General features: G+C 52.9%; 19 protein-coding genes. 15 read left to right on the forward strand and 4 right to left on the reverse strand.

From position 1 onward, the window contains the following. From G4551_RS08810 to agp, 6 genes are all read left to right on the forward strand, one after another. On the forward strand, window positions 1-696 hold the full coding sequence (locus G4551_RS08810) for an ABC transporter ATP-binding protein (protein ID WP_003836817.1): 696 nt from the start codon (window positions 1-3) through the stop codon (window positions 694-696). Further along, on the forward strand, window positions 683-1,168 hold the full coding sequence (locus G4551_RS08815; protein ID WP_003836816.1) for a TlpA family protein disulfide reductase: 486 nt from the start codon (window positions 683-685) through the stop codon (window positions 1,166-1,168). The genes G4551_RS08810 and G4551_RS08815 overlap by 14 nt, the downstream gene beginning before the upstream one ends. A gap of 24 nt (window positions 1,169-1,192) precedes the next feature. Continuing rightward, window positions 1,193-1,681, forward strand: a complete 489-nt coding sequence (locus G4551_RS08820; RefSeq protein ID WP_003036005.1) for a hypothetical protein — start codon at window positions 1,193-1,195, stop codon at window positions 1,679-1,681. Between the two features lie 86 nt (window positions 1,682-1,767). Continuing rightward, on the forward strand, window positions 1,768-2,523 hold the full coding sequence (locus tag G4551_RS08825; RefSeq protein ID WP_003836815.1) for a sulfite exporter TauE/SafE family protein: 756 nt from the start codon (window positions 1,768-1,770) through the stop codon (window positions 2,521-2,523). A 69-nt stretch (window positions 2,524-2,592) separates the two neighbouring features. After that, window positions 2,593-3,300, forward strand: a complete 708-nt coding sequence (locus G4551_RS08830; RefSeq protein ID WP_003836814.1) for an ArsR/SmtB family transcription factor — start codon at window positions 2,593-2,595, stop codon at window positions 3,298-3,300. Window positions 3,301-3,387: 87 nt separating this feature from the next. Beyond that, entirely contained in the window at window positions 3,388-4,629 is a 1,242-nt protein-coding gene (gene agp / locus G4551_RS08835; RefSeq protein ID WP_003836813.1) for a bifunctional glucose-1-phosphatase/inositol phosphatase, read from the forward strand. Window positions 4,630-4,667: 38 nt separating this feature from the next. Here agp and G4551_RS08840 read toward each other — a convergent pair whose 3' ends face one another. Further along, the gene (locus tag G4551_RS08840; RefSeq protein WP_003036015.1) at window positions 4,668-4,895 is read right to left on the reverse strand and encodes a YccJ family protein; all 228 of its coding nucleotides are present in this window, start codon (window positions 4,893-4,895) and stop codon (window positions 4,668-4,670) included. Window positions 4,896-4,915: 20 nt separating this feature from the next. Beyond that, complete coding sequence (gene wrbA, locus G4551_RS08845) at window positions 4,916-5,512, reverse strand: NAD(P)H:quinone oxidoreductase (RefSeq protein ID WP_003832057.1); 597 nt, start codon at window positions 5,510-5,512, stop codon at window positions 4,916-4,918. Between the two features lie 386 nt (window positions 5,513-5,898). On the opposite strand from wrbA, the gene G4551_RS08850 reads away from it, so the two are divergent. From G4551_RS08850 to rutR, 3 genes are all read left to right on the forward strand, one after another. Then, window positions 5,899-6,072, forward strand: a complete 174-nt coding sequence (locus G4551_RS08850; RefSeq protein WP_003036022.1) for a con-10 family general stress protein — start codon at window positions 5,899-5,901, stop codon at window positions 6,070-6,072. 161 nt (window positions 6,073-6,233) lie between these two features. Next, entirely contained in the window at window positions 6,234-7,148 is a 915-nt protein-coding gene (locus G4551_RS08855) for a DMT family transporter (RefSeq protein ID WP_032941192.1), read from the forward strand. Between the two features lie 58 nt (window positions 7,149-7,206). After that, on the forward strand, window positions 7,207-7,845 hold the full coding sequence (gene rutR / locus G4551_RS08860) for an HTH-type transcriptional regulator RutR (RefSeq protein ID WP_003036026.1): 639 nt from the start codon (window positions 7,207-7,209) through the stop codon (window positions 7,843-7,845). Here rutR and G4551_RS08865 read toward each other — a convergent pair. Both G4551_RS08865 and putA read right to left on the reverse strand, forming a co-directional pair. Then, window positions 7,842-8,237, reverse strand: coding sequence for a lysozyme inhibitor LprI family protein (locus G4551_RS08865; protein WP_003836811.1), 396 nt, complete (start codon window positions 8,235-8,237; stop codon window positions 7,842-7,844). The genes rutR and G4551_RS08865 overlap by 4 nt on opposite strands. A 59-nt stretch (window positions 8,238-8,296) precedes the next feature. Beyond that, a complete protein-coding gene (putA, locus tag G4551_RS08870) occupies window positions 8,297-12,259 on the reverse strand; it encodes a trifunctional transcriptional regulator/proline dehydrogenase/L-glutamate gamma-semialdehyde dehydrogenase (RefSeq protein ID WP_003836810.1) in 3,963 nt (1,320 codons plus the stop codon). Between the two features lie 422 nt (window positions 12,260-12,681). On the opposite strand from putA, the gene putP reads away from it, so the two are divergent. The 6 genes from putP (at window position 12,682) to phoH (ending at window position 19,022) form a co-directional block, all read left to right on the forward strand. Next, window positions 12,682-14,190: a sodium/proline symporter PutP gene (gene putP / locus G4551_RS08875; RefSeq protein ID WP_003836809.1), complete on the forward strand. Its 1,509-nt coding sequence runs from the start codon at window positions 12,682-12,684 to the stop codon at window positions 14,188-14,190. A gap of 212 nt (window positions 14,191-14,402) precedes the next feature. Then, a complete protein-coding gene (efeU, locus tag G4551_RS08880) occupies window positions 14,403-15,236 on the forward strand; it encodes an iron uptake transporter permease EfeU (protein WP_003036041.1) in 834 nt (277 codons plus the stop codon). A gap of 58 nt (window positions 15,237-15,294) precedes the next feature. After that, window positions 15,295-16,422: an iron uptake system protein EfeO gene (gene efeO, locus G4551_RS08885; RefSeq protein ID WP_003836808.1), complete on the forward strand. Its 1,128-nt coding sequence runs from the start codon at window positions 15,295-15,297 to the stop codon at window positions 16,420-16,422. Between the two features lie 5 nt (window positions 16,423-16,427). Then, the gene (efeB, locus tag G4551_RS08890; RefSeq protein ID WP_003836807.1) at window positions 16,428-17,711 is read left to right on the forward strand and encodes an iron uptake transporter deferrochelatase/peroxidase subunit; all 1,284 of its coding nucleotides are present in this window, start codon (window positions 16,428-16,430) and stop codon (window positions 17,709-17,711) included. A gap of 247 nt (window positions 17,712-17,958) precedes the next feature. Beyond that, window positions 17,959-18,255 carry a hypothetical protein gene (locus G4551_RS23755; protein ID WP_016149907.1) on the forward strand — a complete coding sequence of 99 codons (297 nt, stop codon included), beginning with the start codon at window positions 17,959-17,961 and terminating at the stop codon, window positions 18,253-18,255. Further along, window positions 18,234-19,022, forward strand: a complete 789-nt coding sequence (gene phoH, locus G4551_RS08895; RefSeq protein WP_003036052.1) for a phosphate starvation-inducible protein PhoH — start codon at window positions 18,234-18,236, stop codon at window positions 19,020-19,022. The genes G4551_RS23755 and phoH overlap by 22 nt, the downstream gene beginning before the upstream one ends. Window positions 19,023-19,200 lie beyond the last annotated feature (178 nt).

Genomic DNA, 19,200 nt, shown 5'->3' on the forward strand with positions numbered 1-19,200 from the left:
ATGTCCGTTGTGCAGACCCCATCAATGGCGATTGAAACCCGCCATTTATATAAACGGTTCGGCGATGTTACCGCCTTAGATGACATCAACCTGCAAATAGTGCAGGGGGAGTTTGTCGCGATTATGGGCGCTTCTGGTTCGGGTAAAACGACACTGATGAATATTCTGACCTGCCTGGACACCGCGACAGAAGGTCAGGTGTTTTTAGATGGGATTGATGCTGCCGCACTGGATGAAGAGGGGCGTCGCCGTTTTCGCGCTGAGAAAATAGGGTTGGTATTCCAGCAGTTTCATCTGATCCCGTTTTTAACCGCGCTGGAGAATATCATGCTGGCGCAACACTACCATAGCGTGGTAGATGAAGCGGCGGCCAGGAAGGTTCTGGAACAAGTCGGTCTTGGGCATCGAGTAACGCACCTGCCGAGTCAACTTTCTGGGGGAGAGCAGCAACGGGTGTGCATTGCCCGGGCGCTGGTCAATGAGCCGCCGGTGATTTTTGCCGATGAACCTACGGGTAACCTCGATGAAGAGAATGAACAGCGGGTGTTGGATCTACTCACTGACCTGCATCGGCAGGGGCGCACGATTGTGATGGTGACGCATAATCCGGCGCTGGGGTTATTTGCCGATCGTATTATCCGTTTGCAGCATGGCAAATATCACGGTGAGGAGGCTAATCAACATGCGCTGGATTAACGTATTAACTTTCGCCATTTTGGTTCTGATTAGTGGATGTAAAGAAGAGAAGTTGGTGGTTGGGCAGCAAGCCCCGGCGCTGGCAACATTCGACCTGCAGGGGGGGAAGGCTGGGCTTGAGCGCTGGCGTGGAAAGGCTATTTATCTAAACTTTTGGTCGGCGGGATGCGGTGGCTGTCTTGCCGAAATGGACGCGCTGGAAGCGCTAAGTAAAAAGTGGGGCGATAACGTTGTGGTCGTGGCTGTGAATACCGATCCGGCAACGGTTAACATAGATGACTTACTGACGAAACATCAGGTTTCTTACCCGGTACTCCGCGATCAGCTTAAGATTTCCCAGGAACGCTATCAGGTCATCGGCACGCCAACCTCTGTGTTAATTGACAGGGATGGTCGTGTACTGGAATTACACCAGGGGATGCGGAAACCGCCTGAGTTAGATGCAACGTTTGCGCGACTGGCCGCCCGATGAACGCGATACAAAGAGAAACACTATATGGCATTCAGGTGGAATAAAGAGAGTCTGGCCGTCCTGCGTGAAAACGCAGGCGTTCTCACGACGGAGCAGATTGCGGGGATGCTTCACACTAATATTACGGTTGTGCGCAATATGGCGTATCGACTGAAACTCAGCCTGCGGGTATCCGCCTACAATCAAAAACGTATTGAACAGGTACAAACACTCTATACGTCTTCTGAACCACTAAATCTGAAAGAGATTGCTGCAAAAACTGGACTGACATTCAGTACGGTGCAATACATTGTGTATGTGAAATTAAAAAGTAAACCATATACCAAACGGGAATACGTTTCCTTTGAAACTGATGATGCGGTTCATTATCGGATACAACGAGAGTTCATTGATACTGAGCGTTCCCTTTTACACAACATCCCAGATAACACGCGCTTTCATCAATTGTATTTGACAGATGGAACCTTATATTGTGCACGCAATATCCGCAGCGAAGTGATTATCTGCGAATAATTGAATGGCATATTTCGTCAACCGACGAAGCAAGTATTCATAGTTGCGTTTAATCTGGCTTATCTTTTTTTGTGGGAAAATAAAGAATGGCCAATGTATACGCATTTGAATCCTCCCTGGTGATGATGATTGCCGCCACATTTGTCCTCGCCGGGATGGTGAAAGGCGTTACGGGTATGGGGTTACCTACCGTGGCAATGGGGATCCTCGGATCGCTTATTTCACCGGTTGCGGCGGCGGCCATGCTGCTGTTGCCTTCGCTGATCAGTAATCTGTTTCAGTTTGGCGCAGGCGGAAATACGCGTCAATTGCTCAAACGACTGTGGCCAATGCTGCTGACAGTGGTAGTGGCGACTCTGCTTGCCAGCGCCTGGATTACCGGGGGTGACACCACCCGAACTCAGTTTGCACTCGGCGTGGCGCTGGTGGCCTACGCTATCTGGACGCTGGCGGGAAAGAAAATTGCGGTGGCCCCGCAGCGTGAAAAACCGTACTCCCTCGTTATTGGATTTGTGACCGGTTTATTGACCGGCGGAACCGGGGTGTTTGTGATGCCCGCCGTACCCTGGATCCAGTCCCTGGGCTTTGAGAAAGATGAACTGGTACAGGCGCTCGGGATCTCTTTTACCTTTTCGACCCTGGCATTGGCGCTGGGTCTGTGGTGGCATAACGCGCTGCCCGTACAATCCCTAAGCTTGTCGGCTTTGGCCATTGTTCCTGCACTTATTGGCCAGTGGATAGGAACCCGTGTGCGAAGGGTTATTTCTCCGCTCGTGTTTAAACGCTGTTTTCTGTTTTGTCTGGTCGGGTTGGGTACAGAGATGATGCTGCGTGCTATGTGACCGGTTCGGTGACTTTGCGCGACTTTCATGGCATCGTTAATTCAGAGATTCAGGGGCAATGAGGTCGTTATGGCATCCGTGATGTTACATGAAGAAGAGGGCGATCTGGAGTCGAGAATGGCGCTTACTGCGGCGGCAATGGCCGATAAGTCGCGCTCGCGTATGCTGTGCGCCCTGATGGATGGCCGTGCCTGGACCGCGACCGAGCTCAGCGCTGTGGCGGATGTGTCTGCGTCGACCGCCAGCGCGCATCTGGCGCGTCTGTGCGAACAACGCTTTGTTGTGGCGTTGGCGCAGGGCAGGCATCGTTATTTTCGCCTTGCGAGTCCCGATATCGCCGAACTGCTGGAGCGCCTGATGGGCGTGGCGTGGTGCACATCCGTACCACGAAAAATTACTACGCCGCTAAGCTTGCGGCATGCCCGCACCTGCTACGACCATCTCGCCGGAGAGGTGGCGGTAAGGCTGTTCGATACGCTGGTTTCCCGCCAGTGGTTAACGCCGGATGGCGAAACGCTGACGTCACTTGGACGGGAAAAGCTGGCGCTGATGGGGATTGTCCTCACTGCTGGCTCATCCCGGCGGAAGTTAACCTGCGGTTGTCTGGACTGGAGCGAGCGACGTTATCATCCTGGTGGTGTGCTTGGCGCAACGCTGCTGCGCTGGTTCAGTGAACAGCGATGGATAAGAACCGAACAGGGCAGCCGCCACGTCATCTTCACACCTCTTGGCATTCGTAAACTCGAAACCGAGTTTGGTGTTAAAACGACACGCTAGATGGTCTGTTTTGCGAAAGCGTTCCCGGAAATATGTCATATTTCTGTCACACTCTGTTGTGATTGATAACAACAAGAGGTCGTAGGGATGAATAAATCGTTAATCGCCGCAGCCGTGGCAGGGGCTGTATTATTGTCAACCGCCGCGCAGGCGCAGACCGCGCCGGAAGGGTATCAGCTTCAACAAGTATTGATGATGAGTCGGCATAACTTACGTGCACCTTTAGCCAATAATGGCAGCGTTCTTGAACAGTCCACCCCCAAGCAATGGCCAGAGTGGGATGTCCCCGGCGGACAACTCACCACCAAAGGCGGTGTGCTGGAAATCTATATGGGTCACTACATGCGAGAGTGGCTGGCAGAGCAGGGGATGGTGAAATCGGGCGAATGTCCGGCACCGGATACGGTTTATACCTATGCTAACAGCCTGCAGCGCACTGTTGCTACGGCGCAGTTCTTTGTCACCGGCGCTTTCCCTGGTTGCGATGTTCCGGTCCATCATCAGGAAAAAATGGGCACCATGGATCCTACCTTTAATCCGGTGATCACCGATGATTCCGCCACCTTCAGCCAGCAGGCCGTTCAGGCCATGGAGAAAGAGCGTAGTAAAATGCAGCTCAACGATAGCTATCAGTTGCTTGAGCAAATGACCGACTACAAAGACTCTCCATCCTGTAAAGAAAAACAGCAGTGTTCCCTGACCGATGCCAAAGATACGTTCAGCGCGAAATATCAGCAGGAGCCAGGCGTATCGGGGCCGCTGAAGGTGGGGAATTCGCTGGTCGATGCCTTCACGCTGCAGTATTACGAAGGCTTCCCGATGGACAAGGTTGCCTGGGGCGAGATTAAATCGGATCAGCAGTGGAAGGTTCTGTCGAAGCTGAAAAATGGCTATCAGGACAGCCTGTTCACCTCCCCGGAAGTGGCGCAGAACGTCGCCAAACCTCTGGTGAAATATATTGATAATGCGCTGGTTACTGAACGCGCGAAAGCACCGAAAATAACCGTGCTGGTGGGACATGACTCAAACATCGCTTCGCTGCTCACCGCGCTGGATTTCAAACCATACCAGCTTCACGATCAGAACGAGCGTACACCGATTGGCGGGAAGATTGTCTTTCAGCGCTGGCATGACAGCAACGCAAATCGTGATCTGATGAAAATCGAGTATGTGTATCAGAGCTCGCTGCAGTTGCGTAATGCAGACGTTCTGACGCTGAAATCCCCGGCGCAGCGCGTAACGCTTGAGCTGAAAGGATGTCCGATAGATGCGGATGGTTTTTGCCCGATAGATAAGTTCGACAGCGTGCTGAATGAGGCGGCTAAATAAAAGAAAAACTCCCCCGTGTTCGCGGGGGAGTCTGAGCGCTAGACGTTTTTACGTTCGATAGTCTGTTCACCCCAAAAGAGCGAATCTTTGTCTGTTTTTTCAAAGGCTTTGATGAGTACCTCATCGCTACCTTCTTCCCAAATTTTTTCCGCCAGTTTCTCGTCATAATGTGCGACTTCAAAAATGGCTTCGGCTATTTCCGGCGATGTATTGCGCAGACTTGCCCATTCGCCGACGCGATGGGCTTTCGCTTCTTGAGTTGGCATTCGAATCCTCCTGTTGAAGATTAGCCGTTGAGTTTTACTGCCAGACCTGCGACATATTCACCCTGATAGCGGGCGATAGATAATTCTTCCTGACTTGGCTGGCGGGAGCCGTCGCCTCCGGCAATGGTGGTTGCACCGTAAGGGGTACCGCCGCGAACTTGAGAGACATCAAACAGCTCTTGCGCCGCGTAACCGATAGGCACAATCACCATCCCATGGTGGGCAAGCGTAGTCCAGGTTGAGGTAATGGTTTGTTCCTGACCGCCGCCGGTTCCCGTTGAGCTGAATACACTGGCGAGTTTGCCGTACAGACCACCAGAGGCCCACAGCCCGCCAGTCTGGTCGAGGAAGGTACGCATCTGACCGGACATATTGCCAAAGCGCGTGGGGGTTCCAAAAATGATGGCGTCGTAATCAGCCAGTTCTTGCGGGGTTGCGACTGGTGCGTTTTGTGTTTTGCCGCCAGCCTTAAGGAAAATCTCAGGCTGCATGGTCTCTGGTACGCGCTTAATAATCACTTCCGCGCCATCTACCTTATTTGCGCCTTCTGCGACTGCATGGGCCATAGTTTCAATGTGTCCGTACATGGAATAATAAAGCACCAGAACTTTTGCCATTTTACACTACTCCTCGAGTTAACCGTGTCCGTAGCGACTCGCTACCTACCTTTAAAGATATGACGTACTGTCAGGAGTGCAAATTTCACAATCACTTCTTTGATTTATAACAATTTTTATAACAACCTGCTTTGTAGCAAAATGATACATATTTAACTGGGTTGAATTCGGTAGTCATAAGAAAGACTTATTGATTTCTTAAGGTGATTATTTCTTTGGCACTCCTGATCCTGTTGCAGGATATTACAGTTAGCGTCTGCCCAGTCCACGCTTCACTATGCTTAATCCCACGCAGTTATTTTCAGGGCCTCGCCCGTAACGCTGCGTGAGGTATCACTCCTCAGTACCTATGCAATATGATGTCTAATCAATGACGGAGGTCAGTAATGGCAAACCATCGGGGCGGTTCCGGCAACTTTGCGGAAGACCGCGAAAGAGCATCAGAAGCAGGTCGAAAAGGTGGCCAGCACAGCGGGGGCAACTTTAAGAATGACCCGCAACGCGCTTCAGAGGCAGGCAAAAAAGGGGGCAAAAATAGCCACGGCAACAACAAATCGTAATTGTCGGGCTATCTGTCAGATATGTCGTGACGCCTGAGCGTCAGAGACAGACGTTACGTAGCCACCGCCGCCGGATCCTTCCGGCGGTTTTTTTTGTCTGCAAGGTTGAACTGTAACAAAACGCAACGCAGACTAATGACATTCAGTTAATCGGGTGTCTCATGTCATTACTCTCTCGTTATTCCTTTTCTGTTAAACCTCAGGAAGCGATCCTCATTGTGATCACTATGTTATGGGGTGGCACGTTTCTGGCTGTGCAATATGCCGTTACCCTGAGCGGGCCTTTTTTCTTTGTCGGTGTGCGTTTTGCCACTGCCGCGCTGGCGGTCGCGATTTTGTCGTTACACACACTGCATAAGCTGACATGGCTGGAAGTCAAAGCAGGGGTTGCAATCGGTATCGCCATTGCGCTGGGCTATAGCCTGCAAACCTGGGGGCTACAGTTTATTCCCAGCAGTAAATCGGCGTTTATTACCGCGATGTACGTTCCGTTGGTACCGCTTTTACAATGGCTGTGTCTGGGGCGCATGCCTGGACTGATGCCGTGCGTCGGTATTGTACTGGCCTTTATCGGATTGATTTTTCTTGCCGGACCGGGAGGCAATTTACTGGCTTTAGGCGAAGGCGAGTGGATCACGCTCGCCGGTGCGGTGGCGATTGCGGCAGAAATTATCCTGATTAGTGCGTGGGCGGGAAAAGTGGATGTACGGCGGGTAACGGTAGTGCAACTGGCAACGGCTTCGATAGTGGCGTTTATTGCGATGGGACCAGCCGGAGAGACCGTGCCGCCAATGTCTACCGGATTGCTGGTGGTGGCGCTGGGGCTGGGGATTTTCAGCGCGATTATTCAGGTCACTATGAACTGGGCGCAGCGTAGCGTTTCGCCGACGCGCGCGACGGTTATTTATACCGGTGAGCCAGTGTGGGCGGGGATCTTTGGCCGTCTGGCGGGTGAACGCTTACCGCTACTTGCATTGCTTGGTGCGGCATTCATTATTGTTGGCGTGCTGGTCAGCGAGCTGAAGTTCAAAAAGAAAAAAGCGCAGCCGCAAGAGGCGCCTCCGGAATCGCTTTAATTTAACCATTCACCGCGTGATTTGGTATGCTGACGCCCTCACAAGAAGGAGAGGGCGCATGGTCCAACGCGCAGAGAAAAAAACAGGTAAGCGTTCGCAGGCCGTCAGTGCAAAACGCCAGGCCATATTAACCGCGGCATTAAATATCTTCTCCCAATATGGGATCCACGGCACGCGCCTGGAACAGGTGGCAGAGCAGGCGGGCGTGTCAAAAACCAATTTACTTTATTACTACCCGTCAAAAGAGGTGCTTTATATCGCCGTTTTACGGCAGATCCTCGACATCTGGCTGGCTCCATTGAAAGCTTTTCGCGAAGACTTTGCGCCGCTGGTGGCCATTAAAGAATACATTCGCCTTAAGCTGGAAGTGTCGCGCGATTACCCTCAGGCATCACGGCTGTTTTGTATGGAGATGCTGGCCGGAGCGCCTTTATTGATGGCAGAATTGGAGGGGGATCTCAAAACGCTAATTGATGAGAAATCCGCGCTGATTGCCGGTTGGATCAAAAGCGGAAAACTGGCTCCTGTCGATCCGCATCATCTGATTTTTATGATTTGGGCTTCAACTCAGCACTACGCCGACTTTGCCCCACAGGTAGAGGCGGTGACAGGCGCAACGCTGCGTGATGAAGCCTTTTTTAACCAAACGGTCGAGAGCGTACAGCGGATGATTATTGAAGGGATCCGCGTGCGTTAACTGGCCGGTGGTAGTGGGCAGCTTAAATCGCCTTCTTCACACTGCAAGAGCGAGGCGAGAAACGCTTCGCGCTCGTTGGTCTTATCCGTCAGGCACTGGCTGGTAATCATCGCCTGAACGCTACCGCCTTCGGTGCCAGAACTGAGTAATGCACAGTCCGCATCGCGCAAAGTTATCCAGGATATTTGCGCTTTTTTCAGTAAATCGCGCTGGGTTGGAGCGGCGCGCTTCAGCGCATTCTGATAAGTTTCATTAAGTTTGGCGTCGGCCGCCTTATACTGCTCTGCCGCACAGGTGTTCATCTCAATCTGCGTGTTCGCGTTGGCGCAGTCATCCGCCAGCGCCTGGCCGCTCAGCAGCAGCGCTGCACATGTCAGTACGATTCGTTTCATGCTTCCCTCTGGCTTCATAAAAAAAGGCCCCGTTACCGGAGCCTTAATTAACCACAACCTTAGCCGATTGTCATCAGGCTGGCGTTCCCGCCAGCTGCGGCGGTATTGACGCTCAGGGAGCGTTCAATGTACAGCCTCTCCAGCAGAATATTGCTCTCGCCACGGGCAAAGCCCTGGACCGACACAATCGCCCCTTCGCGGGCCGCCACTGCTTCACACAGTGCGCGAAGCTGATCGGAATCGCCGTGGAAAATAACAGCATCAAACGGCTGCGTGGCGATGTTGTCCGCTTTGGCAAACTGAATGCGCCCGGAGACCGCGGCTGGCAGGCGTTTTGCCAGGTCGCGATGGAACGTATCATCTGGCCACAGGATTAAGCTACCAACGGAAGTTACAGCGGCAACCTGTACTAGTGCGTCCTGTTCATCATCGGCGATACATAGAACGCGTTCGCGCGGCAACAGCGTCCAGGTATTGCGCTCGCCGGTGGGTCCTGGCAGCAGGCGTTGCGTTCCGGCCTGCGCCAGTTCGCCAAACTGCTGGCAGAGCGTACGCAGTGCTGGACGGTCGGTTGCCCATTCGCTGAGCGTTTCCAGAGGTTGAACGAGTGCTGCTTTAAGCTGCGCATCGACCGGGTAGTCTGCATCCTGGCGGGCAAGGGTAATGCCTAACGCATTTTCCGGACGGTTTGCCAGCAGGCGGTACAGATACAGCGGCCCACCCGCTTTTGGCCCGGTTCCTGACAAGCCTTCGCCACCGAATGGCTGCACTCCGACGACGGCGCCGACCATATTGCGGTTAACATACAGGTTCCCCACATGTGCTGAGCCCGTGACCTGGGCAATGGTTTCGTCGATACGGGTGTGTACGCCCAGCGTCAGACCGTAGCCGGAGGCATTAATTTGCTCAATCAGGCTGCCCAGATTATTACGGGTGTAACGCACGACGTGCAGTACCGGACCAAACACCTCTTTTTGTAATTCATCGAAGCTTTCCAGCTCAATAAGCGTCGGGGCGATAAAGGTACCGGTTTGCCATTCCCGCGCATCGTCGCTATTTTCGCGCACGGCCTGGAACACCGGACGCCCTTTGGCGCGCATGGCCTGAATATGGCGCTCAATATTGGCTTTGGCTTCTTCATCGATAACCGGTCCAATATCGGTGGTCAGGCGGCCCGGGTTACCCATGCGGCATTCCGCCATCGCGCCGCGCAGCATTTTCAGCGTATGGTCGGCTACATCGTCCTGCAGACACAGGACGCGAAGCGCAGAGCAGCGCTGCCCGGCGCTGTCAAAGGCAGAAGCCAGGACGTCGACCACCACCTGTTCCGTCAGCGCGGAGGAGTCGACGATCATGGCGTTCATCCCGCCGGTTTCGGCGATAAGCGGGATTGGACGTCCCTGAGCATCCAGGCGGGTCGCGATATTGCGTTGCAACAGCGTGGCAACTTCCGTTGAGCCAGTAAACATGACGCCGCGTACGCGCTCATCGGAAGTGAGCTGCGCCCCGACCGTTTCGCCCTGACCAGGCAACAGTTGCACCACGCCTGGCGGTACACCTGCTTCGAGTAAAATGGCAATACCCTGGGCGGCAATCAGCGGGGTTTGTTCCGCGGGTTTTGCCAGCACGCTGTTGCCCGCCGCCAGCGCGGCGGCAATCTGCCCTGAGAAAATAGCCAGCGGGAAGTTCCAGGGGCTGATACAGACTACCGGCCCTAACGGACGATGGGTTTCATTATCGAAGTCATCGCGGACCTGACCGGCATAATAGTGCAGGAAATCTACCGCTTCGCGCACTTCCGCAATGGCGTTACTGAAGGTTTTACCTGCTTCGCGCACCAGAATGCCAATCAATTGCTGCATCTGGCCTTCCATCAGAACGGCGGCGCGATGCAAAATAGCGGCACGCTCTTGCGGCGGTGTGGCGAACCAGATCGGCGCGTTATTTACCGCATTCTGCAATGCCTGTTCCACTTCGCTGTGAGTCGCTTCTCGCACGTAACCGACAATGTCTTTCGGTTCGGCCGGGTTGACGACTGGCGTCATTTCACCGTCAGCAACGGGATGTTCGAGTATTGGCTTAGCGTGCCATTTTTGCAGCGCGCTGTTGAGCAGGGCGGAGGAAAGTGAGGCCAGACGATGTTCGTTAGCTAAATCCAGCCCGCCTGAGTTTTCGCGGCCTTTACCGTACAGGTCACGCGGCAGGGCAATCTTCGGATGTGGCAGACCAGCCTGGCCTTCCTGCTGCGCCAGTTTTTCAACGGCTTCGACCGGGCAGGCTACCAGTTCATCCAGCGGCAGGGTAGTGTCTGCAATGCGGTTGACGAATGAAGTGTTGGCGCCGTTTTCCAGCAGACGACGCACCAGATACGCAAGCAGCGTTTCATGCGTGCCTACCGGTGCATAAATGCGGCATGGACGGTTCAGTTTGCCATCGGCAACTTTACCGGTGACCTGCTCATATAGCGGTTCGCCCATACCGTGCAGGCACTGGAACTCGTACTGACCCGGATAGTAGTTTTGACCGGCTAACTGATAAATCGCCGCCAACGTATGGGCGTTGTGGGTGGCGAACTGCGGGTAGATCAGATTCGGTACCGCAAGCAGTTTTTTCGCACAGGCCAGATAGGAAACGTCGGTGTACACCTTACGGGTATAGACCGGATAACCTTCCAGACCGTCCATTTGCGCACGTTTGATTTCGCTATCCCAGTAGGCGCCCTTAACCAGGCGGATCATCAGGCGACGGCGGCTGCGTGTAGCCAGATCAATGAGATAATCAATGACATACGGACAGCGCTTCTGGTAGGCCTGGATTACAAAGCCGATACCGTTCCAGCCCGCCAGTTCAGGTTCAAAACACAGTTTTTCCAGCAGATCGAGGGAGATCTCCAGTCGGTCTGCCTCTTCAGCATCGATATTGATACCGATGTCGTACTGGCGGGCCAGCAGAGTAAGCGACTTCAGGCGCGGATAGAGTTCATCCATCACGCGGTCATACTGCGCGCGGCTATAACGCGGATGCAACGCCGACAGCTTGATAGAAATGCCCGGCCCTTCATAGATGCCGCGACCATTTGAGGCTTTACCAATGGCGTGGATTGCCTGTTGGTACGAAACCATATAAGCCTGGGCATCAGCGGCGGTTAGAGCCGCTTCACCCAGCATGTCATAAGAGTAGCGGAAACCTTTTTCTTCCAGTTTACGCGCGTTAGCCAGCGCTTCGGCGATAGTCTCTCCGGTGACGAACTGCTCGCCCATCAAGCGCATTGCCATGTCGACGCCTTTACGCACCAGTGGTTCACCGCTCTTGCCGATAATACGGTTGAGTGAGCGTGAAAGGCTGGCTTCATTATGCGTAGAAACCAGACGACCGGTAAACAACAGCCCCCAGGTCGCCGCGTTGACGAAAAGTGACGGACTGCGTCCAATGTGCGACTGCCAGTTGCCGTTGCTGATTTTGTCGCGGATTAACGCATCGCGGGTTGCCTTATCAGGAATACGCAGCAAGGCTTCCGCCAGACACATCAGTGCGACGCCTTCCTGTGAAGAAAGGGAGAATTCCTGCAATAAACCTTGTACCATCCCGGCGCGGCCGCTGGCGGTCTTCTGGTTACGCAGTTTGTCGGCCAGGCTGTACGCCAGCTTGTGCGCTTGCTCAGCGATGGGTTGCGGCAGACGAGCCTGCTCCATCAGCATCGGCACTGCATCGGTTTCGGCGCGGCGGTACGCGGCGGTGATTGCTGCGCGGGAAACTGACTGCGGCAGGATCTGTTCGGCAAATTCCAGGAAAGGCTGATGCGCTTCATTCTGCGGCGTGGTTGACTCCTCCCCCTCATTCGCGGCACCCGCCAGCAGGGCCGGTAGTTCAGGAAGCGCGTCGTCATTTTCCAGTCTTTCGAGATAATTAAAGATGGCTTGTTTGATCAGCCAATGTGGCGTGCGATCGATTCGTGATGCTGCTGTTTTAATACGCTCGCGAGTGGCGTCATCCAGCTTAACCCCCATCGTGGTGGTTCCCATGCCGTTTACTCCTGTTGTACTGAAATACGGGTCTGATAGTTACCGAGAAATATCCACTATGTTGCAACTTTGTGCAACCGTGTTAAATGTGACTTGGTTTGCAAGCTTGGAAATGAATGAAATGTTAATAAATATGAGTCTTATGATGTGGGCTGTAAAAATTACAGAATCTTTTTCTCTGCGGTAGTTAACACTTTTAAAAGGTGCAACCGAAAAAAATGTGAGAGAGTGCAACCTACAGAAAAATGCTATCTACTCTGGATCAAATTTGATGTAAATGGTGTGTTAAATCGATTGTGAATAACCATCGCTTCCGGCAGGATACGGTCGCCCTGGTCAACATAGATATCTTTGCCACGTTCCGGCAGGGTAATAAAACGGCAAGCCACGGCATTGCTGATACATAATTTTGGAGAGTTTTGATGGCTATTAGCACACCGATGTTAGTGACATTCTGTGTCTATATTTTCGGCATGATATTGATAGGGTTTATTGCATGGCGTTCAACCAAAAACTTTGACGATTACATTCTGGGGGGACGCAGTCTGGGTCCGTTCGTGACCGCGTTATCCGCTGGGGCATCTGACATGAGCGGCTGGTTGCTGATGGGTCTGCCTGGCGCAATTTTCCTGTCGGGCATTTCAGAAAGCTGGATCGCCATCGGCCTTATTTTGGGCGCCTGGATCAACTGGAAGCTGGTGGCCGGACGTTTACGCGTACACACCGAATATAATAACAATGCGCTGACGTTACCGGATTACTTTACCGGTCGCTTTGAAGATAAAAGTCGAATTCTGCGTATTATCTCCGCGCTGGTTATTCTGCTGTTTTTCACCATCTATTGTGCTTCAGGGATTGTGGCAGGGGCGCGTCTGTTTGAAAGTACCTTTGGCATGAGCTACGAAACAGCACTTTGGGCGGGCGCGGCCGCGACGATCATTTACACCTTTATCGGTGGTTTCCTGGCAGTAAGCTGGACCGATACCGTCCAGGCCAGCCTGATGATCTTCGCCCTGATCCTGACGCCGGTGATGGTTATTATTGGTGTGGGTGGGTTCGAGGATTCGCTGGAAGTGATTAAACAAAAGAGCATTGAGAACGTGGACATGTTCAAAGGGCTGAATTTTGTTGCCATCATTTCCCTGATGGGCTGGGGTCTGGGCTACTTTGGTCAGCCGCATATTCTGGCGCGCTTTATGGCTGCAGATTCCCACCATAGCATTGCTCATGCTCGCCGCATCAGTATGACCTGGATGATCCTCTGTCTGGCGGGTGCCGTGGCTGTGGGCTTCTTTGGTATTGCTTACTTTAACAACAACCCGCAGCTTGCCGGTGCCGTTAACCAGAACGCCGAGCGTGTGTTTATTGAACTGGCGCAAATCCTGTTTAACCCGTGGATTGCCGGTATTCTGCTGTCTGCGATCCTCGCTGCGGTTATGTCGACCCTGAGCTGCCAGCTGCTGGTGTGCTCCAGCGCAATCACCGAAGACTTGTACAAAGCATTCCTGCGTAAAAATGCCAGCCAGAAAGAGCTGGTATGGATTGGCCGCATCATGGTGCTGGTCGTGGCGCTGGTGTCCATCGCGCTGGCGGCGAACCCGGAGAACCGCGTGCTGGGTCTGGTAAGCTACGCCTGGGCGGGCTTCGGCGCGGCGTTTGGCCCTGTGGTTCTGTTCTCGGTAATGTGGTCGCGTATGACCCGCAACGGCGCGCTGGCAGGGATGATCATCGGTGCGGTGACGGTAATCGTCTGGAAGCAGTTCGCCTGGCTGGGTCTGTATGAAATTATCCCGGGCTTTGTTTTCGGCAGCATCGGTATTGTGGTCTTCAGCCTGTTGGGTAAAGCACCTTCAACTGCTATGCAGCAACGTTTTGCCGAGGCTGACGCGCATTATCACTCAGCTCCGCCATCGCGTTTACAGGCAGAATAATTTATCTCCTGTCCCTGAAGCCCGCCGTGTGCGGGCTTTTTATTGCGCCCCCGCAAACCTGCATAACCATTACCCGCCTAACTGTTTACATTAAGTCATCATTCTCAAAACATTCTGCTTGAGTTTTTCTTTGCTGTAATGATAATCACTATCACTGTAATTTACTTTTCTTTTCATCAATTGACCGAGAATAACGTTTAAGGGTTCTTCGCATGTTTGTTCCATTTCTAATTATGTTGCGCGAAGGGTTAGAGGCCGCGCTGATTGTCAGCCTGATTGCCAGCTACCTGAAACGGACTCAGCGTGGTCGATGGATTGGTGTGATGTGGATTGGTGTTCTGCTGGCGGCGGCGTTATGCCTGGCGTTAGGGATTTTCATCAACGAAACCACCGGTGAATTTCCGCAAAAAGAACAGGAGCTGTTTGAAGGCATCGTGGCGGTCATTGCCGTGGTGATCCTCACCTGGATGGTGTTCTGGATGCGTAAAGTTTCCCGCAACGTCAAAGTCCAGCTTGAACAGGCTGTCGATAACGCGTTGCAACGCGGTAATCATCACGGCTGGGCGCTGGTGATGATGGTCTTTTTTGCTGTTGCGCGAGAAGGGCTGGAATCGGTGTTCTTCCTGCTGGCGGCATTCCAGCAGGATGTAGGCATCTGGCCGCCGTTAGGCGCGATGCTGGGACTGGCTACCGCAGTGGTACTGGGATACCTGATTTACCTCGGCGGCATTCGCCTCAACCTCGGGGCATTCTTTAAATGGACCAGCCTGTTCATTTTGCTGGTAGCTGCCGGTCTTGCCGCTGGGGCGATCCGCGCTTTCCACGAAGCCGGGTTGTGGAATCATTTTCAGGATGTGGCGTTTGACCTGAGCAGTGTGCTGTCGACGCATTCGCTGTTTGGCACATTGATGGAAGGCATTTTCGGCTATCAGGAAGCGCCAAGCGTCAGTGAAGTCGCTGTCTGGTTTATCTACCTGATTCCGGCGTTGATTATGTTTGCACTACCGCCGCGTTCAGGCACTACGGCATCGCGTACCGCACCTTGATAAAAACGCGATGCAGAATACTTTTTAGTTACAACATACTTATTTATAGGGATAGGTTATGACGTTTAATTTTCGCCGTAGTGCGCTGCAGTTGGGTATTGCCGCGCTGTTTGCATCCGCTTTTTCTGCACAAGCCGCCGATATTCCGCAGGTGAAAGTCACGGTTAACGACAAACAGTGTGAACCGATGACGATTACGGTTAACGCCGGGAAAACGCAGTTCATCATCCAGAACCACAGCCAGAAAGCGTTGGAGTGGGAAATTCTTAAAGGCGTTATGGTGGTTGAAGAGCGCGAAAACATTGCACCAGGTTTTAGCCAGAAAATGACCGCTAACCTGCAGCCTGGCGAATATGATATGACCTGCGGTCTGTTGACTAACCCGAAAGGCAAACTGATCGTAAAAGGCAGCGCAACGGCGGATGCCGCACAGAGCGATGCTCTGCTGAGTCTGAGCGGCGCGATTACCGAATATAAAGCCTACGTGACGGCTGAAACCGCGCAACTGGTGGCGGGCACTAAAGCCTTCACCGATGCAATTAAAGCCGGTGATGTGGAAAAAGCGAAATCCCTGTATGCGCCAACGCGTCAGCACTACGAGCGTATTGAACCGATTGCCGAACTGTTCTCCGATCTCGACGGCAGCATCGATGCGCGTGAAGATGATTATGAGCAAAAAGCCGCCGATCCTAAATTCACCGGCTTCCACCGCCTGGAGAAAGCGCTGTTTGGCGACAATACCACCAAAGGTATGGATCAGTACGCCGACCAATTAAATAGCGATGTTCTTGACCTACAAACGCGTATCAGCGAGCTGGCTTTCCCACCGTCTAAAGTTGTTGGCGGGGCAGCAGGACTGATTGAAGAAGTTGCTGCCAGCAAAATCAGTGGGGAAGAAGATCGCTACAGCCATACCGATCTGTGGGATTTCCAGGCCAACGTCGATGGCGCGCAGAAAATTGTCGATCTCCTGCGTCCTCAGTTGCAAAAATCCAATGCTGAGCTGCTGGTAAAGGTGGATGCGAACTTCAAAAAGGTTGATACCATTCTGAGCAAGTACCGTACCAAAGACGGTTTTGAGACCTATGACAAACTGACTGATGCCGATCGTAATGCGCTGAAAGGGCCAATCACGACGCTGGCGGAAGACTTGTCGCAATTACGCGGTGTTCTGGGTCTGGATTAAGCACTATGCAGCAAGATAATGAAAACGGCGTGAGCGAACCGTCACGCCGACGTTTACTGAAAGGGATGGGCGCCCTGGGTGGGGCGCTGGCGCTGGCGGGTGGGTGTCCGGTTGCCCACGCGCAAAAACCACAAAGCGCGCCGGGAACGCTGTCTCCGGATGCGCGTAGTGAAACGCAGCCGTTTTATGGTCAGCATCAGGCGGGGATCCTGACGCCGCAGCAGGCATCAATGATGCTGGTGGCATTCGATGTTCTCGCCAGCGATAAGGCCGATCTTGAGCGTTTATTCCGGTTGTTGACTAGCCGATTTGCGTTTCTGACCACCGGTGGACCTGCACCGGATACGCCCAATCCGCGTCTCCCTCCTATGGATTCAGGTATCCTCGGCGCATACATTGCGCCAGACAACCTGACGATGACGTTGTCGGTTGGTTCATCGTTGTTCGATGAACGTTATGGCCTGAAATCGCAGATGCCGAAAAAGCTGCAAAAAATGACCCGCTTCCCGAATGATTCGCTGGATGCGGCGCTGTGCCATGGCGATTTGCTGCTGCAGATTTGTGCCAACACCCAGGACACGGTCATCCACGCGTTGCGCGATATCATTAAACATACGCCCGATCTCCTCAGCGTGCGCTGGAAACGTGAAGGGTTTATTTCTGACCACGCCGCGCGCAGCAAAGGCAAAGAGACCCCGGTCAACCTGCTTGGCTTTAAAGACGGCACCGCGAATCCGGACGCTACGGATGCGAAGTTGATGCAAGACGTGGTGTGGGTGACGGATGGGCAGGGCGAACCTGCCTGGGCGCAAGGTGGCAGTTATCAGGCCGTCAGGCTCATTCAGTTCCGCGTTGAGTTCTGGGATCGTACGCCGCTGAAAGAGCAGCAAACGATTTTTGGTCGTGATAAACACACCGGCGCGCCGCTGGGCATGCAGCATGAGCATGATGTACCTGACTATGCCAGTGATCCTGAAGGTGAGGTGATTGCGCTCGACAGTCATATCCGCCTGGCAAACCCGCGCACGAAAGAGACCGACTCGAGCCTGATGATGCGTCGTGGCTACAGTTATTCGCTCGGTGTGACTAATTCTGGTCAACTGGATATGGGGCTGTTGTTTGTTTGCTATCAACACGATCTGGAAAAAGGATTTTTGGCGGTGCAGAAACGTCTGAATGGTGAAGCGCTCGAAGAGTATGTCAAACCGATTGGTGGGGGATATTTCTTTGCTTTGCCGGGTGTTAAAACTGCAGACAATTATCTGGGACAGTCTCTGCTCGAAGCCTGATGATTATGCCCCGCAGTACAGCGGGGTTTTTCCTGATATCTTGATGAAGGAACAAATTATTTTTTATGATCGGTATGCGACTGAAATAATTCTGTCATCTCTCTGCAAGAGACTGTCTCTGGTGATAAGATAGAATTTAAGTTAACAATAAGTAAAAATATTGTTGCATTAGCGAAAGGTTATGATGTAATTATAAGTAATAGCGGTAGTTCCCGGCGGTGATAGTCTTTCACTATGGAGATCGCGAATGGAAAAGTCCTGTACTGGACACATTTTTCACAGTAACAGCAGTACCTTACGCGGACGTTTCTCTTCCGGTAGCCACCTCGTCACCGCTAAATCTCTCTCTCATTCACTTCTTATCCTTGTTACTGACGCCCTGTACGGTGCGCGTAGCCGTGTGTGGCGTCTTATCCGAAAGCAAGCAATGGCTTACAAGGAAGCCAACCCTCAGATGTTCGTGCGCATAATCGTGCCGCCAACGGCGCGTGTGATGTATACCTACAACTCAAGGTGCTATCCATGGGAAGACAAAAAGCAGTGATCAAAGCTCGTCGTGAAGCAAAACGTGTGCTGAGGCGGGATTCGCGTAGTCATAAGCAACGTGAAGATGAATCGGTCACCTCGCTTGTGCAGATGGGCGGCGTAGAAGCGATCGGTATGGCGCGTGACAGTCGCGACGCCACGCCAATCACGGCGCGGAATGAAGCTCAGGCGCACTACCTGAATGCTATCGAGAGTAAACAGCTGATCTTCGCCACCGGTGAAGCCGGGTGTGGTAAAACCTGGATCAGCGCGGCAAAAGCTGCAGAGGCTCTGATCCACAAAGACGTGGACCGGATCATTGTAACCCGTCCAGTTCTGCAAGCTGATGAAGACCTCGGCTTCTTACCTGGAGATGTTTCCGAGAAGTTCGCTCCTTATTTTCGCCCCGTGTATGACGTGCTGGTGAAACGGCTGGGAGCCTCCTTCATGCAATATTGCCTGCGACCTGAGATTGGTAAGGTGGAAATCGCGCCGTTCGCCTATATGCGTGGACGTACATTTGAAAATGCAGTGGTGATTCTTGACGAGGCTCAGAACGTCACTGCTGCGCAAATGAAGATGTTTTTAACCCGCCTCGGGGAGAATGTGACGGTGATTGTGAATGGGGATGTGACCCAGTGCGATCTACCTGCGCACGTTCGCTCAGGGCTAAGTGATGCGCTGGCCCGTTTCGAAGAAGATGATATGGTTGGGATTGTTCGTTTCAATAAAGACGATTGCGTCCGCTCGGCGCTCTGTCAGCGGACGCTCAACGCTTACAACTGATAAGTACCCCGTCTTCAAGGCCCGGGAAACCGGGCTTTGTTATTTGTGTGTTATTAAGTAAATTTTAGAAATTGAAATAGTATGCTCTGATGAAATAGAACATCGAAAACGAGTAGAAACCAGGATATCTGAAGTCGAGGGGGAACCTTGCCTGACTTGAGATATGTCAAAAGCTTGA

Origin of the sequence: Citrobacter freundii ATCC 8090 = MTCC 1658 = NBRC 12681, assembly GCF_011064845.1 — a bacterium.
In the GTDB taxonomy this organism is placed as follows: Bacteria; Pseudomonadota; Gammaproteobacteria; order Enterobacterales; family Enterobacteriaceae; genus Citrobacter; species Citrobacter freundii.

Coding starts and splice junctions, on each gene's coding strand:
- G4551_RS08810 (WP_003836817.1), top strand. CDS start 1: ATGTCCGTTGTGCAGACCCCATCAATGGCGATTGAAACCCGCCATTTA.
- G4551_RS08865 (WP_003836811.1), bottom strand. CDS start 8,237: ATGAAACGAATCGTACTGACATGTGCAGCGCTGCTGCTGAGCGGCCAG.
- G4551_RS08855 (WP_032941192.1), top strand. CDS start 6,234: ATGTCATTACTCTCTCGTTATTCCTTTTCTGTTAAACCTCAGGAAGCG.
- G4551_RS08825 (WP_003836815.1), top strand. CDS start 1,768: ATGGCCAATGTATACGCATTTGAATCCTCCCTGGTGATGATGATTGCC.
- G4551_RS08840 (WP_003036015.1), bottom strand. CDS start 4,895: ATGCCAACTCAAGAAGCGAAAGCCCATCGCGTCGGCGAATGGGCAAGT.
- agp (WP_003836813.1), top strand. CDS start 3,388: ATGAATAAATCGTTAATCGCCGCAGCCGTGGCAGGGGCTGTATTATTG.
- G4551_RS08830 (WP_003836814.1), top strand. CDS start 2,593: ATGGCATCCGTGATGTTACATGAAGAAGAGGGCGATCTGGAGTCGAGA.
- phoH (WP_003036052.1), top strand. CDS start 18,234: ATGGGAAGACAAAAAGCAGTGATCAAAGCTCGTCGTGAAGCAAAACGT.
- efeU (WP_003036041.1), top strand. CDS start 14,403: ATGTTTGTTCCATTTCTAATTATGTTGCGCGAAGGGTTAGAGGCCGCG.
- G4551_RS08820 (WP_003036005.1), top strand. CDS start 1,193: ATGGCATTCAGGTGGAATAAAGAGAGTCTGGCCGTCCTGCGTGAAAAC.
- putA (WP_003836810.1), bottom strand. CDS start 12,259: ATGGGAACCACCACGATGGGGGTTAAGCTGGATGACGCCACTCGCGAG.
- G4551_RS23755 (WP_016149907.1), top strand. CDS start 17,959: ATGGAAAAGTCCTGTACTGGACACATTTTTCACAGTAACAGCAGTACC.
- putP (WP_003836809.1), top strand. CDS start 12,682: ATGGCTATTAGCACACCGATGTTAGTGACATTCTGTGTCTATATTTTC.
- G4551_RS08815 (WP_003836816.1), top strand. CDS start 683: ATGCGCTGGATTAACGTATTAACTTTCGCCATTTTGGTTCTGATTAGT.
- efeO (WP_003836808.1), top strand. CDS start 15,295: ATGACGTTTAATTTTCGCCGTAGTGCGCTGCAGTTGGGTATTGCCGCG.
- rutR (WP_003036026.1), top strand. CDS start 7,207: ATGGTCCAACGCGCAGAGAAAAAAACAGGTAAGCGTTCGCAGGCCGTC.
- wrbA (WP_003832057.1), bottom strand. CDS start 5,512: ATGGCAAAAGTTCTGGTGCTTTATTATTCCATGTACGGACACATTGAA.
- efeB (WP_003836807.1), top strand. CDS start 16,428: ATGCAGCAAGATAATGAAAACGGCGTGAGCGAACCGTCACGCCGACGT.
- G4551_RS08850 (WP_003036022.1), top strand. CDS start 5,899: ATGGCAAACCATCGGGGCGGTTCCGGCAACTTTGCGGAAGACCGCGAA.